Raw genomic sequence first — 16,855 nt, 5'->3', positions numbered from 1 at the left:
TTTTCATTATAAGTCATGTGGGACTTTTTTTCTACATTCAAAAAGCCCTACAATCTCCTTGGTGGATTTACCCACTACAGAAATTATAGAGCCAGCATAGACTGGGCTTTTTTGCTATAATAAAAGGTATGGAAAATCGTAAGAAAGAAAACTACCAAATGCTTCTTGAACAGGCTAAAAGCCTTTTTGAGAAGGAATCGAATGCTTTGGCTAACTTGTCAAATGCTTCAGCCTTGTTGAAAATGACTCTTCCCAAGTCTGTCTTTGCAGGCTTTTATCTATTTGACGGTCAGGAATTGATTTTGGGTCCTTTCCAAGGTAAGGTCTCTTGTGTTCATATTGCACTTGGTAAGGGAGTCTGTGGTCAGTCAGCCCAGGAGAAGCGCACGCTGATTGTGGACGATGTGACCAAGCACGACAATTATATCTCTTGTGATTCAGCTGCCATGAGCGAGATTGTTGTTCCAATGGTCAAGGATGGTCACTTGGTTGGTGTTTTAGATTTGGATTCATCTCAGGTGGCTGACTATGATCAGATAGACCAAGCCTATCTTGAGGAATTTGTGGAAATCCTTCTGGCTAGAACTCACTTTAATTTTGACATGTTTAGGATTGAAAAATAATGTATCAAGCACTTTATCGTAAATACCGAAGTCAGACTTTTGATGAAATGGTTGGGCAATCGGTCATCTCAACCACGCTTAAACAAGCGGTCCAGTCTGGCAAAATCAGCCATGCTTATCTTTTTTCTGGACCTCGTGGAACTGGTAAGACCAGCGCAGCTAAAATTTTTGCCAAGGCTATGAACTGTCCTAATCAGGTGGACGGTGAGCCTTGTAATATTTGTGATATTTGTCGTGATATTACGTCTGGCAGCCTAGAAGATGTTATCGAAATCGATGCCGCTTCTAACAATGGAGTTGATGAAATTCGTGATATCAGGGATAAGTCAACCTATGCGCCTAGCCGTGCAACCTATAAGGTTTATATCATTGATGAGGTCCATATGTTGTCTACTGGAGCCTTCAATGCACTCTTGAAGACCTTGGAAGAGCCGACTGAGAACGTGGTCTTTATCCTTGCAACGACAGAGTTGCACAAGATTCCTGCAACGATCTTGTCGCGCGTGCAGCGCTTCGAATTTAAGGCTATCAAGCAGAATGCTATTAAGGCTCACTTGGCATCTATTTTGGAAAAAGAGGGGATTTCTTTTGAAGATGATGCTCTGACCATCATTGCTCGTCGAGCAGAAGGTGGGATGCGTGATGCACTATCGATTTTGGATCAGGCGCTATCTCTCTCATCAGATAATCAGGTAACAGTTGCAGTTGCTGAGGAGATTACAGGGTCTATTGGTCTGGCTGCGCTGGACAATTATGTTTCCCATCTGCGTCAGCAGGATGCCACGGCAGCACTTGAGAATCTGCAGACCCTCTTTGATAATGGTAAATCCATGAGCCGCTTTGCGACTGACCTTTTGGAGTACCTACGTGATTTACTATTGGTCAAGGTTGGTGGTGAGAATACGCATTCTAGCAGGCTTTTTGAGGACAATCTTGCCCTATCCCAAGAAGATATTTTTAGGATGATTGATCAGGTAACGCAAAGCTTGCCTGAGATTAAGACAGGTACGCACCCGAAAATCTATGCTGAAATGATGACCATCCAACTAGCTCAAACCAGCTCTGCCATTTCTTCAGAAATCCCTGAAAACCTCAGTCAAGAGTTTGATCAGATGCGTCAGGAAATCAAGGAGCTCAAGCAGAAACTGTCTCAACTTGGAACTTTACCAGTGGCAGAAGCACCTAAAGCTCAGGTCAAATCTAGCTTCAAGTTCAAGGTGGATAAGGAGAAAATCCTGGTTATCATGCAGGAAACTGTCGAGGATGCTGCCAAATCGAGAGAGTATCTAGATGCCCTCAAATCAGCCTGGAATGAGATTTTGGACTCCATCAGTCCACAAAACCGAGCTCTCTTGTTAGGTTCCGAGCCCGTTTTGGCTAATGCTGACAATGCTATCCTCGCCTTTGAAGCTGCATTCAATGCAGAGCAGGCGATGAAGCGAACGGACCTTAACGACATGTTTGGCAATATCATGAGTAAGGCAGCAGGATTCTCGCCAAATATCATGGCTGTCCCTCGTTCTGACTTCAATCAAATCAGAAGTGAATTTGCCCGTCAGCTCAAGAGCCAGCAACCTCAGGAAGTAGAAGAAGACCCAATTCAAAAGGAAGTTCCAGATGAATTTTCATTCTTGGCGGATAAAATTTCTTTAAGCGATGACTAAAAAGCCAGGCAATCCTTTTGGATTACCTAGCTTTTTTGCTATAATGGAATTATGTTAAATCGACAAGTTATTTTTTTGACGCTTATTACCATTTTAGAGACTTACTGTTTTAATCAGGCAATCTTTGAAAAACAGTATTTCTTTGCTGCCTTTTTTGGTTATCTACTTTTGCGTCGTCTCTATACAAGTTTCGTGATTACTCGTATAATCAAGGCTGCCAATAAGGCGGCCGACAAGCTTACCAAGAAGTAAGGCTAACTTCTCCGCTAGATAGTAGTTCGCTACTACCATCAGGAAAAGTGATGTGAAGTTCGCCACGATCGCTAATGTCAGTGACTAGCCCACTGATTTCTTGACCATTCTTCAGATAAGATACTTGACGGTCAAGGACGAGTGACTGGTCCTTGTAGTAGCGGATGAGATCATTTTCAGGAGTTTCATAGAAAATTTTCCAAACTTCTGCAATTAAATCATTGCGGCTGATACTGGCATTCTCTTGGAAAAGAGAACCTGCTTTATCTGCTAGCTCTTCAGGAAAATCCTTGATGGCAAAGTTGATACCTACTCCGATAACGAGGTCAGTCACAGTAGCTGTCTCAACAGATGAAATCGCTTCGGTCAGAATACCGGCGATTTTTTTTTGCCCAAGATAGATATCGTTGACCCACTTGATTTGACATTGAAGACCAGTCAGTCTATGGATAGCCTTGACCAGACTAGCTGCTACTAGAACGGTGTATGGTTTGACCTGAGAGAAGTGGCAATTGGGACAAAGGCGCAGCGACATATAGATTCCCCCCTGCTCACTTGCAAAGAATGGGCGTCCAAAACGCCCTTTAGCTGCTGTTTGATTTGGAGAGAGATAGAGACTATTGCAAGCATGACCTAAATCAATCCCTGTCTTTGCATCAATCTGGGTTGAGATGCTCTGCTCATTGACCAAAACAGTCAAGCCAGAAACTCGGGCTTGGATACTATTGGCCAGTAGAAGGTCGCCAGAAAGCAAGCGGTAGCCCTTATTTTTTTGCGATTGAATGACCAGCCCTTTGTTTTCAAGGGTTTTGATGCCCTTCCAAATGGCGGTGCGGGAGATCTTAAGTTGACTGGCAAGCTCCTCACCGCTGATAAAATCATCTGCCTGAGAGAGGACGGTGTAGATATTTTCGTAGGTTTTCATAGTTCTAGTATAGTATAAAATCTCTTTTTTGCCCAAGATTTTCCAAAAGAAGATGAGGTAATAGTTTTTTTCTATCAGCCCTTTGGAATTTTTTATGGTTTAGCCCTATTTCTCATCTCTTAAGTATGGTAAAATAGGGGTGTTATTAAGTCCCGAAAAGGTAGCTCTGCTTGCTATCATTTCCCTATTCTTCGTTATCTCGGCTTGCCGTACCAAAGTACTGTCTACGCCGTCGATGCCTAGACTAGGAAAATGATAGCCTTGCAAATAAAATAGATTTTAAACTTTATATTTTCTATTTCGATGAACCATAAGTTTAATCGTCGACTGCGGTGCCTAGGCTAAGTCAAAACTAAGTGCCTCAACTGCGAAGCTCATTTTTCTATTCTTTCTTATCTCGGCATGACCTACCAAAGTAGAGTCTCCGTCATCGATGCCTAGACTAGGAAAATGATAGCCTTGCAAGTAAAATAGATTTCTCTTGAGATAGACATTCGGTTGATATCTTGTGAGAATTTAAAGTTTTTTTCTATTTCTGAGCTAGTTCTTTGTAACCTAGTAACAGGTCACATGTGTGATCACTATTATTTTAAGGGGGACATTTTTATGTCAGAACGTAAACTTTTCACGTCTGAGTCAGTTTCGGAGGGACATCCGGACAAGATTGCAGACCAGATTTCAGATGCTATTTTGGATGCTATTTTAGCAAAGGATCCAGATGCTCACGTTGCTGCTGAGACAGCTGTCTATACAGGCTCTGTCCATGTTTTTGGAGAAATCTCAACAACTGCCTATGTTGATATCAACCGTGTGGTTCGTGATACCATTGCAGAGATTGGTTATACCAATGCTGAGTATGGTTTCTCTGCTGAATCAGTTGGTGTTCATCCATCCTTGGTTGAGCAATCACCTGATATCGCTCAGGGTGTCAATGAAGCACTTGAAGTGCGTGGTGAAGAAGAGCAGGATGCACTTGATTTGATCGGTGCTGGTGACCAGGGTCTCATGTTTGGTTTCGCCATTGATGAAACACCTGAGCTCTTGCCGTTACCGATCTCACTTTCTCACAAATTGGTGAAAAAATTAGCGGATCTTCGTAAATCGGGTGAAATCGCTTATCTTCGTCCTGATGCAAAATCTCAGGTTACGGTTGAGTATGATGAAAATGACAAGCCTGTTCGTGTTGACACAGTTGTTATTTCAACACAACATGACCCAGAAGCAAGCAATGAACAAATCCGTCAGGATGTGATTGAAAGAGTCATTAAAGCTGTTATTCCAGCAGAATACTTGGATGCAGATACCAAATTCTTTATCAATCCAACTGGTCGTTTTGTTATCGGTGGTCCTCAAGGGGACTCTGGTCTGACAGGTCGTAAGATTATCGTAGATACTTACGGTGGCTACTCACGTCACGGTGGTGGTGCCTTCTCAGGTAAGGATGCGACCAAGGTTGACCGTTCTGCCAGCTACGCGGCTCGTTACATCGCTAAAAACATTGTTGCTGCTGGTTTGGCTAAGAAGGCTGAAGTTCAGCTAGCTTACGCTATCGGTGTGGCTCAGCCAGTTTCTGTTCGTATCGATACTTTTGGAACTTCTACGGTTTCTGAAGCTTCTTTGGAAAAAGCTGCGCGTCAGATCTTTGACCTCCGTCCAGCAGGTATCATCCAGATGCTTGATTTGAAACGTCCGATTTACAAACAAACTGCCGCTTACGGTCACATGGGTCGTACCGACATTGACCTTCCATGGGAAAAATTGGATAAGGTCGATGAATTGAAAGCAGCGGTAGCTCAATAAGTAATAATATAAATGTGAGAGTTAGCAAATTGTCTAACTCTTTTTGTATGACTGTCTGCTCTGCTATTTTTTAATAAAAACTTATCGAATAAACTTTCTTTACGCACTTTTTTGGGTAAATTTAGTTAGTGTGACAATAAGGTTACGTAAAGTTTTCAGTTTTATGAAAAAAATCAGCAAATGCTCTGTCTCTTTAATTGTGTTATAGGGATAAATGTGCTAAAATAAAAAGGTTGAATTCTAGTATAAGAAAGTTTAGAGAGTATGCGAAAAATTGTAATCAACGGTGGAAAACCACTGTCAGGTCAAGTAGCGGTTTCAGGTGCTAAAAATAGTGTTGTTGCCCTAATTCCAGCCATTATCTTAGCAGATGATATCGTTACCCTTGATGGCGTTCCTGCTATCAGTGATGTTGACAGTCTTATTGAAATCATGGAGATCATGGGTGCCAAGGTAAAACGTGATGGCGAAACCCTTGAAATTGATCCAAGAGGTGTTGAAAATAAACCCATGCCTTATGGGAAAATCAATAGTCTACGTGCTTCATATTACTTCTACGGTAGTCTTCTAGGACGCTTTGGAGAAGCAGTTGTGGGTCTACCTGGTGGTTGTGACCTAGGACCTCGTCCGATTGATCTTCACTTGAAAGCATTTGAAGCTATGGGTGCAAAAGTCAGCTATGAAGGCGATAATATGCGCCTTTCAACTGGTGGAAAAGCTGTGCATGGGACTCAAATTTTCTTTGATACCGTAACAGTTGGTGCTACTATCAATACGATGATTGCAGCAGCTAAGGCAGAAGGTCGTACCATTATTGAGAATGCTGCGCGTGAGCCAGAGATTATCGATGTCGCAACACTTTTGAATAATATGGGTGCTCATATTCGTGGAGCAGGTACAGATATTATTACAATTGAGGGTGTTAAAACCCTTCACGGAACGCGTCACCAAGTTATCCCCGACCGTATCGAAGCAGGATCATATATCGCCATGGCAGCAGCTGTTGGTGAAGGAATTAAGGTAACCAATGTTCTCTACGAACACTTGGAATCATTCATTGCCAAATTGGATGAGATGGGCGTTCGTATGACTGTTGAGGAAGATGCTATCTTTGTTGAAAAGCAAGAGAAGCTCAAGGCAGTCTCTATTAAGACTGCGCCTTATCCAGGTTTTGCGACTGACCTTCAACAACCTTTGACACCGCTCTTGCTAAAAGCAGAAGGTCGAGCAACTATTACCGATACTATCTATGAGAAACGTGTCAACCATGTTCCTGAAATGGCTCGTATGGGTGCAAATATCTCGACAGTTGGTGGTCGCATTGTTTATGAAGGACCAAATGACTTGACAGGTGCTCCAGTTAAGGCGACAGACCTCCGTGCAGGTGCAGCGCTTGTAACAGCTGGTCTCATGGCTAAAGGTCGTACAGAAATTACAAATATCGAATTTATCCTTCGTGGTTATTCAAATATCATCGAAAAGCTCAAAGCTCTCGGTGCTGATATTGAATTGATTGAGGAATAAGACTTATAAAGTTTTTATCTGATAGGTCAAGATAATTGATGTATTGGAAAAAAGCTTTGTCGTCATTCTAAAACCTGAAACGTTTGTTTCGGGTTTTTCTTTTTTGTAGAATGATTAATATTACTGATAAGTTAATATTTCTGAGAAATAATAACGCATATAAGGTTAAAGCTTATTTTTGTGTTATAATAAAAGGGATTGATTAAAAGATTAGGTATCATTTCTCTAAGAGGCTGAGAGTTGCAAGATAATTTTTGTGTCAAAAAGAGAAGCTATGTAGAGTCTAATAAGTCTGAGAAAGGAAGAATTGTGGAAAAAATTAGTGTAGTCATTCCTGTATATAATGGTGAAGCTTATCTGAGACAGTGTGTGGAGAGTGTCTTGAACCAAACCTATCAGAATTTGGAAGTTATTATTATCAATGATGGCTCTAAAGACTCGACAGCTTTAATTTGTGAGCAATTGCGTCAGGAAGATTCTCGGATTAGAGTCTTGCATAAGCCTGTAAATCAGGGGATAGGAGCAGGACGTAATTCTTCTTTAGAATTGGCGACTGGAGATTATCTTGTTTTCGTTGATTCAGATGACTGGATTGATCCTAATCATGTTATGGATCTTTATGACCTCATGAAGCGTATGGATAGTGATGTTGCCATTGCTAATTTTACCCAGTATTTTGAGGATACAGGTAAATATAATATCCATATCACTGCAGATGACTACTATGAGGAAGTCTATACACCTCAAGAATGGTTTAAATTCCAATACGGTCATGGTAACAATCTTAGTTTGTGTTTCACAGTTCCTTGGGGGAAGATGTATAAGCGTTCGCTTTTTGAAACAATTCTCTATTACACAGATGGTTTTGGAGAGGATGATCGCACGACTTGGAAGATTTATCTTATGGCTGATAAGATTGCCTATATGCATCGCTCTAGCTACCTTTACCGTGTTAATAGCGAAAGCATGACGCAAACTACTAAGGTTTCTACGGTTTTTCATGTGGGACCAATAGCAGAGCGTTTAGAAGTGTTGAGTCTTCTAGGTTTTGATTTGACAGAAGAAATCAAGGCATATAAATGGCGTGCGCAGATAAATAGAGATGACAAACTGAGAAATGGTGATGTTAAGGCCTATAAGGACCTAGAATTCCGTATGAAATTACTAGAAAAATACAAGAGATAATATGCGAGTTTATATAACAAATATCAACGGTCTAGCTGGTACAGCTCAATTTGCACAAAACATGGTTACTGATATTGCAGTGGAGTTGGGCTACCGTGAATTGGGCATTTACCGTTATGATATGAATTACGATAGTCCGTCAGAATTGAGTAAGCGTATCGATGGTATCGTGGCTGGGCTTCATCATGGAGATGTGGTCATTTTTCAGACGCCGACTTGGAATACAACAGCCTTTGATGAGCGTATCATGGAGAAACTCAGAGCCTATCATATTAAGATTGTAGTCTTTATCCATGATGTCGTTCCTCTCATGTTTGCTGGGAATTTCTATCTGATGGATAGGACGATTAACTACTATAATAAGGCTGACCTGATTATTGCGCCGAGCCAGGCTATGATTGATAAATTACGTCAACATGGTTTGACCGTTGAAAAAACTATTATTCAGGGAATGTGGGACCATCCGACCTCAATTCCTAGCCTGCTTGCCCAGTTTGAGAAGAAGATTCATTTTCCTGGGGATTTAGAGCGTTTTAGTTTTGTACGTTCATGGCAATATGACTTTCCCCTCCATCTCTATTCAAGGCAGGGCGATGGTCTTCCAGAAAAGGTAATCCATCATGCCTACATGCCTGATGAAGAGCTTCTCTTGGAATTGTCCAAGGGTGGTTTTGGTCTGGTCTGGATGGATGACCATGATAAGGAGTATCAGAAACTCTACTGTCCTCATAAGTTGGGGACCTTCCTAACAGCTGGTATTCCAGTTTTTGTTCAGAGAGGTATTGCCAATCAAGACTTGATTGAGCGTAATCAACTTGGCTTTGTAGTGGATAGTTTGGACGAAGTGATTGCTATTATGGATGGAATGGATCAGGTTAGATATCAACAATTGGTAAATCGTGTTAGAGAATTTAATCGACTCTTGCGATATGGTTACTTTACCCGTCGTCTTTTGACGGATGCAGTGTTTGAGGTGTTGTGTGACTAAAAAAGACTTATCAACAATCAAGGTTCTTCCGATATTGGAGAGCCTGACATATATCAATAATCATCATTCTTCTGTTGCTCGTTTTGGTGATGGCGAGATTGATATTATTACAGGGAAAAATATCCCTTACCAAACTTATGATCCTGAATTGGCAGCTGGTTTGAAAAAAATTCTCCAGACACCAAGTAGCGAGGAGTTGCTGGTCTGTCTCCCAGATGTTTTTGACAAGATGGAGCGTTATAATAGTAATGCACGTTTTTTCTGGAAGGGGCATTTTGAGCAATATAGGGACTTTTATGAAGAAAATTGCCATTCGGACTGGTATGGTTCAACCTTCATTTCGAGACCTTATATTGATTTAGAAGACAAGAGCCCAGCGGATGCTTATTTTGCTGAATTAAAGAAGATGTGGCAGGATCGTGACCTTCTGATTGTGGAGGGAGTGACCTCTAGGTCAGGTGTGGGAAATGACCTTTTTGCAAATGCCAAGTCTATTTCTAGAATCATTTGCCCGTCGCATAATGCCTATGACTATTATGATGATATTTTGTCAGCGATCATCAAGCATCAGAAGAATAAACTTGTTCTAATCATGTTGGGACCAACGGCTAAACTTTTGTCTTACCAATTAACTCTCTTAGGACACCAGGCTATTGACCTTGGGCATATTGATTCAGAGTATGAATGGTATCAGATGAAAGCGACGCAGAAGGTCAAATTGAATCATAAACATACTGCAGAGTCAAATTATGATTATGATATCACCTTCCTTGAAGACGAAGCCTACGATCAGGAAATTATTGAGACCATTGGTGTTGATTTACCTAAAGCAGAGAAAAATGATGATAAAAGTGCTGATAAAATCAGTATCATCATTCCTGTCTACAACGTTAAAGACTATCTGACTCGTTGTATGGAGTCAATCCTCAAGCAGACGCATGACAATTTTGAGGTTATCCTGGTAAATGATGGCTCGACAGATGGTAGTGCCAGTCTCTGTCAGGACTTTGTTGCTAAAGATAGCCGTGTACGACTCATTCATCAAGAAAATGCAGGTCCGTCTGCAGCACGCAACCATGCCTTGGACCATGTCAGTGGTGACTACATTACCTTTATTGACTCAGATGATTTTGTCGAAGAGACTTATTTGGAAAATCTGCTGGTGCATCTTAAGGAGACGGATTCAGATATTTCAGCAACAAACTTTTCATCCTTTAATGAAGAACGCAAGTCCTTCCTTTTCTACCATACTAAAGAGAATTACTTCAAAAAAGTTTATTCTGTTCAGGAGTGGCTGGACCAAGAAGGTAATATGAAGAATAATCTTCATCTAGCCTTTGTCTTTTCACCACTTAAGCTCTATAAAGCAGAGCTTTGGGAACAGGTCCGTTTCCCAGTTGGTCGTTTAAGAGAGGATGATGCGACAATTTATAAGGTGTATCTACGTGCAAATCAGATTGCCTTTACCAATTCTGGTCCCTACTATTATTCACAGCGTTCAGAAGGACTCTCGCGAAATGGAATGCTTAAAGATGTTTCAAGTATGGTCAGCAATGCTGAAGAACGTATCGCACTTATGGTCATGTTGGGCTACAATCCTGAAAAGCAAATTGAATCTTATCTAGGTCGTCTAAGAAAATGTCAGGCAGATGCTCTATATAGCGGTCAAATCGCACTCTATAAGGACTTGTCAGCCAAGGTTGACCTCTACGATAACTATAAGAAAGGAAACTAGATGGAGAAGGTTTCAGTAATTGTTCCTGTTTTTAATGCAGGAGAATTTCTCAGACAGTGTCTGGATAGTATCCTCAACCAGACCTATAGCAATTTGGAGTTGATTCTAGTTAATGATGGCTCAACAGATGGCTCTGCAGCTGTTTGTGAAGAGTATCGTCAGAAGGACAAGCGTGTCCGACTTGTTCATAAAAAACTTGGAGGTGGTGGCGTGGGTGCAGCTAGAAATACTGCTCTGCCATTGATTTCAGGCGATTATGTCCTCTTTGTTGATAATGACGATTGGTTGGAGGAGAATCATATCGAATTTCTCTACCAGTCGCTTAAAGAATCTGATAGTGATATTGCTGTTGCTAACTTTACAGAGTTTTTCCAAGATCGAGGAACTTTTGGTTTCCACATGTCGTCAGAGGATTATTTCCGCAAGGTTTATACTCCTCAAGAATGGTTTAAGATGCAATATGATGGGCATTTTTCCTTTAGCCAGTGCTTCACCGTGCCTTGGGCTAAGCTTTATAAGGCTCAGCTTTTTGAAAATATCGTCTATCCTGAAGACGAAAAGGTAGAGGATGATTACACAACCTGGAAGATCTATCTGATGGCGGACCGCATTGTTTACTCTAACTCTGGCATTTATTTTCATAGAAAGAGTTCAACCAGTGTGACTAAGACTGTTGATCAGACTTATGTCTTTCCATTGCGGAGCATTGAAGAGCGTGTCGCTATTCTTGGTTTAATCGGCTTTGATATTTCTGAGGAGTTGAGGGCTTATCGCTGGCGATTGCAGCTTCATAAGGACTCATTTTTAGAGGCTGGCAGAATGCAAGATTACCATAAATGCCTCCAAAAGCTTGCAATTTTGGAGAAATGGCTTTAAAAATTGTATATTTTAAAGAGACTGGAGTTTATAATAATTCTAGTCTTTTTTTGTATATTTTAGTCTTTATTCAGTATAATTTCCTTTTAATTGTCACCTTGAAACAAATTTTCTGAAAATTCCTCAACTTCTGAAAGATGTCTTGTAAAAATGAAAGCACTATCCTTAATTTAAAGCTATTTTCACGAAATAGTGAAATAGAAAGTTTTTTTAATTTTTTATATCTAAATCCTTGTATATAAGATATAAAAGTGTTAGAATCTAATGTGCTATTGCTAAATCATTATAGAAAAACAAGGAGACACAAATGGGAAAAAAGACTTTTGATCATTCCTATGGAGAATCATCGCGTAAAACGCGCGTGAAAATGCACAAGTCAGGTAAACACTGGGTAACGACAGTAATGTCACAGATTGGCTTGATTCGCTTTATGAAAAAAGGGACATCAACACCAGTTAAAGTTGCTGATATCACATCAATGACAAATCGTCACTCAGCTATGATTGGCTTGCTTCGTGGTGCGGTTGCAGCTGGTGCAGTAGTAGGTGCTGGCGCAATCATCGAACAAGATGTTCAAGCTGATGAAGTGACTGCAGTTACTACTGAAGTTAGCACGACAACAACTGTTCTTGCAGGTAATGATACAGTCGCTATGTCAACTGACTCAGCTACGACTGAATCATCAGACGCTAGTGTAGCGACTGAAAGTCAACCAGCTACTGAAGAAGAGACAGTAGTAGAAACAACTCAAGCAGATGAAACAGACCAGACAGTGGCTTCTGATTCTCTATCAGAAAGTCTTTCTCAGTCAGAGTCAGTTTCAGCTTCTGAATCACAAGTTGTGTCAGAATCTCTTTCAAATTCAGAATCAGTATCAACATCTGAAAGTACAAGTCAAGCAGAAGTTGCAGTAGTTGCGACAACAACAGAAACAGCTACAACTAGCGCTAGTCAAGCATCTGCACAAGCTCAAGCAACAACAGAAGCTGCAACTACATCAACAGATTCAACAAGTAGCGAAGAAGAGCTTGCTCAGGCTAAGTCAGACCTTGCAACAGCATCACAAGAGCTTGCAGAACGTATCGAAACAGCACAAGCGCTCAATATTGATGTTACTGCAGCTCAAGCAGTTGTTAGCCAAGTCGATACACTTACAGAATCAGCTAACGCTAGCTTGGCAACATTGATTGCTGCCGCAGCAAGTGCTAAAGAACAAACAGAACTTCTTGAAGAAGAAATCATCGCTAAAGATGCATCTGACTCAGTAGCTTCGGATTCAGCTAATCTTGTAGCAGCAACAGCAGCTACTGTGGCTAAGTCTGATGTAAGTACACAATTGACTAATGTGACGATGTCTTTTGATGATAGTGAGAATGCTACTGCTGGAACTATCAATATGGGTTCAGGTGAGCGTCTTCAATTTACAGTTTCATTCCAAGTATCTTCTGCAAGTAAAGGTGATACATTTACTATTGAACTTAGTGAAAATCTAGATCCTAACGGAATTGGTTCTTATCTTGAACTTGAAGATATTAAAGCTAATGGAGTGACACTTGCGACAGGTGTCTATGATACTGCTACCCACTCAATGGTCTATACTTTTGCAACCGACGTTACTTCTACGACAACTGCAACAGTAACAAATCCACTTTGGGCAGATGATCAAAAGATTCCAAATAATGCTACGAATCAAACATTTACAGCAACACTAAGTGGAACGTCAACAACAGCTTCAACAACGCAAAATGTTGTTTATGGTACAGCAAACAAAAATGAGTCACCTCAAGGTACATCTACCACAACTCTTGATGTAAATTCTCGTGTTGTAAATCAAAATGAAACAGCTGAAACTTTCCAATACAATACAGTAATCAATCCTTCAGGTAATGTTCTTTCTTCAGCTTACTCATACAAAACTGTAATTGGGAATTACCCTAGCGAAACTCTATCTAGCGGACATGTTGTTAATAGTACAATTGATCTATCAAAAGCGACTGTTAAAGTTTATCAAGCTAAAGTTTCTGATATTGCTGATAACATCTATCCTGATGTCTCTAAGTTAGCTGATGTAACATCTACTTATACACCAACGATTGATTCTTCTGGAGATATTGTTATCAATTGGGAAACAAGTGCTTTCCAATCATACGCTTATGATGATGTTTATCTTGTTGTTGTTAATGGTTCATATGCTGGTAGTGAGGACCTTGCTCTTATCTCATCACTTTCTACAACAACATCAAACGGTAGTGTTTACAGCTCAGCACATGCTGCATATGTAGAAGATGTTTCTGGAAGCAGTAGTTTTGAGTCAGAATCAGCATCTGAGTCACTTTCAACATCTGAATCACTTTCTAATTCAGAATCAGCATCTTCTTCTGAATCATTGTCAGACTCAGAATCATTATCTGCATCTGAATCAGCATCAAGCTCAGAGTCATTGTCTAACTCAGAGTCAACATCAAGTTCAGAGTCAGTATCAAATTCAGAATCAACATCAAGTTCAGAGTCATTGTCTAACTCAGAATCAACATCAAGTTCAGAGTCATTGTCTAACTCAGAATCAACATCAAATTCAGAGTCAGTATCTAATTCAGAATCAACATCAAGTTCAGAATCAGTAAGCAATTCAGAGTCAGTATCAAACTCAGAATCAACATCAAGTTCAGAGTCATTGTCTAACTCAGAATCAACATCAAGTTCAGAATCAGTATCTAACTCAGAATCAACATCAAATTCAGAGTCAGTATCTAATTCAGAATCAACATCAAACTCAGAGTCAGTATCTAATTCAGAATCAACATCAAACTCAGAGTCAGTCTCAAACTCAGAATCAGTATCAAATTCAGAGTCAGTTTCAAACTCAGAGTCAACATCAAGTTCAGAATCAGTATCTAACTCAGAATCAACATCAAGTTCAGAATCAGCATCAACATCTGAATCAGTTTCAAACTCAGAGTCAGTAAGTAACTCAGAGTCAACATCAAGTTCAGAGTCAGTATCAAACTCAGAATCAACATCAAACTCAGAGTCATTGTCTAACTCAGAGTCAACATCAAACTCAGAGTCAGTATCTAATTCAGAATCAACATCAAACTCAGAGTCAGTATCTAATTCAGAATCAACATCAAGTTCAGAGTCAACATCAAATTCAGAGTCATTGTCTAACTCAGAATCAACATCAAATTCAGAGTCAGTAAGTAACTCAGAGTCAACATCAAGTTCAGAATCAGTAAGTAACTCAGAGTCAGCATCTAATTCAGAATCAGTAAGCAATTCAGAGTCAACAACATCAAGCTCAGAATCAGCATCAACATCAGAATCAGTCTCAAACTCAGAGTCAGTCTCAAACTCAGAATCAGTATCTAATTCAGAATCAACATCAAGTTCTGAGTCAGTAAGTAACTCAGAATCAACGTCAAATTCAGAGTCAGTATCTAATTCAGAATCAACATCAAATTCAGAGTCAGTTTCTAATTCAGAATCAACATCAAGTTCAGAATCAACATCAAGTTCAGAGTCAGTATCAAACTCAGAATCTGCATCAACATCTGAATCAGTAAGCAACTCAGAATCAGTTTCTAATTCAGAATCAACATCAAATTCAGAGTCAGTATCAAACTCAGAATCAGCTTCAACATCTGAATCAGTATCAAACTCAGAATCAACATCAAATTCAGAGTCAGTATCAAACTCAGAATCAGTAAGCAATTCAGAGTCAGTTTCTAACTCCGAGTCAACATCAAATTCAGAGTCAGTTTCTAACTCAGAATCAACAACATCAAGCTCAGAATCAGCTTCAAAATCTGAATCAGTATCAAACTCAGAGTCAATTTCTAACTCAGAATCAGTATCAAATTCAGAGTCAGTCTCAAATTCAGAATCAGTTTCAAACTCAGAGTCAACATCAAGTTCAGAATCAGTATCTAACTCAGAATCAGTTTCAAATTCAGAGTCAGTCTCAAATTCAGAATCAACATCAAGTTCAGAGTCAGTATCAAATTCAGAATCAACATCAAATTCAGAGTCAGTTTCTAATTCAGAATCAACATCAAACTCAGAGTCAGTAAGTAACTCAGAATCAGTAAGCAATTCAGAGTCAACATCAAGTTCAGAGTCAGTATCTAATTCAGAGTCAACATCAAATTCAGAGTCAGTCTCAAACTCAGAATCAACATCAAATTCAGAGTCAGTATCAAATTCAGAATCAACATCAAACTCAGAGTCAGTATCAAATTCAGAATCAACATCAAGTTCAGAATCAGTAAGCAATTCAGAGTCAGTCTCAAACTCAGAATCAACATCAAACTCAGAATCAACATCAAATTCAGAGTCAGTCTCAAACTCAGAATCAACGTCAAATTCAGAGTCAGTATCTAATTCAGAGTCAGTCTCAAACTCAGAATCAGTATCTAACTCAGAGTCGACATCAAATTCAGAATCAGTATCTAACTCAGAGTCAACATCAAGTTCAGAATCAGTATCTAATTCAGAATCAGTATCTAATTCAGAATCAACATCAAGCTCAGAGTCATTGTCTAACTCAGAGTCAACATCAAGTTCAGAGTCAGTCTCAAACTCAGAATCAACATCAAACTCAGAGTCAGTATCAAATTCAGAGTCAGTAAGTAACTCAGAGTCAACATCAAGTTCAGAGTCAATTTCTAACTCAGAATCAACATCAAACTCAGAGTCAGTCTCTAATTCAGAATCAACATCAAACTCAGAGTCAGTAAGCAATTCAGAGTCAGTAAGTAACTCAGAATCAACATCAAATTCAGAGTCAGTCTCAAACTCAGAATCTGTATCAACATCTGAATCAGTAAGCAACTCAGAATCAGTTTCTAATTCAGAATCAACATCAAACTCAGAGTCAGTAAGCAATTCAGAGTCAGTATCAAACTCAGAATCTGCATCAACATCTGAATCAGTAAGCAACTCAGAATCAGTATCTAATTCAGAATCAACATCAAATTCAGAGTCAGTATCTAATTCAGAATCAACATCAAATTCAGAGTCAGTAAGCAATTCAGAGTCAACAACATCAAGCTCAGAATCAGCTTCAACATCTGAATCAGTCTCAAACTCAGAGTCAGTCTCTAATTCAGAATCAACATCAAATTCAGAGTCAGTATCTAATTCAGAATCAACATCAAATTCAGAGTCATTGTCTAACTCAGAATCAATATCAAGTTCAGAGTCAGCAAGTACATCTGAATCGGAATCAGTTTCTAACTCAGAGTCTGTATCTACATCTGAATCAGAGTCAGTCTCAAGTTCAGA

At 39.7% G+C, this 16,855-nt stretch carries 10 protein-coding genes and 2 pseudogenes; 10 read left to right on the top strand and 2 right to left on the bottom strand.

The features are described from left to right. The first annotated feature begins 128 nt into the window (after window positions 1-128). Genes JOC28_RS08875 through JOC28_RS08865 form a run of 3 tightly spaced genes read left to right on the top strand, consistent with a single transcriptional unit; the run spans window position 129 to window position 2,539 of the window. On the top strand, window positions 129-623 hold the full coding sequence (locus tag JOC28_RS08875; protein WP_205010336.1) for a GAF domain-containing protein: 495 nt from the start codon (window positions 129-131) through the stop codon (window positions 621-623). Beyond that, a complete protein-coding gene (gene dnaX, locus JOC28_RS08870; RefSeq protein WP_205010335.1) occupies window positions 623-2,287 on the top strand; it encodes a DNA polymerase III subunit gamma/tau in 1,665 nt (554 codons plus the stop codon). Before JOC28_RS08875 ends, dnaX begins: the two co-directional genes overlap by 1 nt. Before the next feature lie 51 nt (window positions 2,288-2,338). Next, window positions 2,339-2,539: a DUF3272 family protein gene (locus JOC28_RS08865; RefSeq protein WP_205010334.1), complete on the top strand. Its 201-nt coding sequence runs from the start codon at window positions 2,339-2,341 to the stop codon at window positions 2,537-2,539. On the opposite strand, the gene birA is transcribed toward JOC28_RS08865, so the two are convergent. Continuing rightward, window positions 2,526-3,464: a bifunctional biotin--[acetyl-CoA-carboxylase] ligase/biotin operon repressor BirA gene (gene birA, locus JOC28_RS08860; protein WP_205010333.1), complete on the bottom strand. Its 939-nt coding sequence runs from the start codon at window positions 3,462-3,464 to the stop codon at window positions 2,526-2,528. The genes JOC28_RS08865 and birA overlap by 14 nt on opposite strands. 606 nt (window positions 3,465-4,070) lie before the next feature. Here birA and metK point away from each other — a divergent pair. The 7 genes and pseudogenes from metK to JOC28_RS10975 all read left to right on the top strand — a co-directional run. Further along, window positions 4,071-5,264 (top strand): methionine adenosyltransferase, encoded by a 1,194-nt coding sequence (metK, locus tag JOC28_RS08855; protein ID WP_205010332.1) that lies wholly within the window; start codon window positions 4,071-4,073, stop codon window positions 5,262-5,264. 264 nt (window positions 5,265-5,528) lie between these two features. After that, window positions 5,529-6,788: a UDP-N-acetylglucosamine 1-carboxyvinyltransferase gene (locus tag JOC28_RS08850; protein WP_205010331.1), complete on the top strand. Its 1,260-nt coding sequence runs from the start codon at window positions 5,529-5,531 to the stop codon at window positions 6,786-6,788. Between the two features lie 309 nt (window positions 6,789-7,097). Further along, on the top strand, window positions 7,098-7,973 hold the full coding sequence (locus tag JOC28_RS08845; RefSeq protein WP_205010330.1) for a glycosyltransferase: 876 nt from the start codon (window positions 7,098-7,100) through the stop codon (window positions 7,971-7,973). A 1-nt stretch (window position 7,974) separates the two neighbouring features. Next, the gene (locus JOC28_RS08840; protein ID WP_205010329.1) at window positions 7,975-8,961 is read left to right on the top strand and encodes a sugar transferase; all 987 of its coding nucleotides are present in this window, start codon (window positions 7,975-7,977) and stop codon (window positions 8,959-8,961) included. After that, the gene (locus tag JOC28_RS08835) at window positions 8,954-10,696 is read left to right on the top strand and encodes an SP_1767 family glycosyltransferase (protein ID WP_338058065.1); all 1,743 of its coding nucleotides are present in this window, start codon (window positions 8,954-8,956) and stop codon (window positions 10,694-10,696) included. The genes JOC28_RS08840 and JOC28_RS08835 overlap by 8 nt, the downstream gene beginning before the upstream one ends. Continuing rightward, complete coding sequence (locus JOC28_RS08830) at window positions 10,697-11,572, top strand: glycosyltransferase family 2 protein (RefSeq protein ID WP_205010327.1); 876 nt, start codon at window positions 10,697-10,699, stop codon at window positions 11,570-11,572. Window positions 11,573-11,879: 307 nt separating this feature from the next. Continuing rightward, window positions 11,880-13,244, top strand: a pseudogene (locus JOC28_RS10975) (accessory Sec-dependent serine-rich glycoprotein adhesin); the annotation flags it as partial. Between the two features lie 581 nt (window positions 13,245-13,825). Here JOC28_RS10975 and JOC28_RS08820 read toward each other — a convergent pair. Continuing rightward, window positions 13,826-16,855, bottom strand: a pseudogene (locus tag JOC28_RS08820) (hypothetical protein); the annotation flags it as partial.

The organism is Streptococcus loxodontisalivarius, assembly GCF_016908645.1.
Taxonomy (GTDB): Bacteria; Bacillota; Bacilli; order Lactobacillales; family Streptococcaceae; genus Streptococcus; species Streptococcus loxodontisalivarius.
The sequence above is the reverse complement of the archived record's forward strand: the minus strand, read 5'-3'. Positions and strand labels throughout refer to the sequence as shown.

Bases quoted from the DNA above. Each gene is read 5' to 3' on its own strand.
- birA (WP_205010333.1), bottom strand. From the start codon at position 3,464: ATGAAAACCTACGAAAATATCTACACCGTCCTCTCTCAGGCAGATGAT.
- JOC28_RS08875 (WP_205010336.1), top strand. From the start codon at position 129: ATGGAAAATCGTAAGAAAGAAAACTACCAAATGCTTCTTGAACAGGCT.
- JOC28_RS08830 (WP_205010327.1), top strand. From the start codon at position 10,697: ATGGAGAAGGTTTCAGTAATTGTTCCTGTTTTTAATGCAGGAGAATTT.
- JOC28_RS08840 (WP_205010329.1), top strand. From the start codon at position 7,975: ATGCGAGTTTATATAACAAATATCAACGGTCTAGCTGGTACAGCTCAA.
- metK (WP_205010332.1), top strand. From the start codon at position 4,071: ATGTCAGAACGTAAACTTTTCACGTCTGAGTCAGTTTCGGAGGGACAT.
- JOC28_RS08850 (WP_205010331.1), top strand. From the start codon at position 5,529: ATGCGAAAAATTGTAATCAACGGTGGAAAACCACTGTCAGGTCAAGTA.
- dnaX (WP_205010335.1), top strand. From the start codon at position 623: ATGTATCAAGCACTTTATCGTAAATACCGAAGTCAGACTTTTGATGAA.
- JOC28_RS08865 (WP_205010334.1), top strand. From the start codon at position 2,339: ATGTTAAATCGACAAGTTATTTTTTTGACGCTTATTACCATTTTAGAG.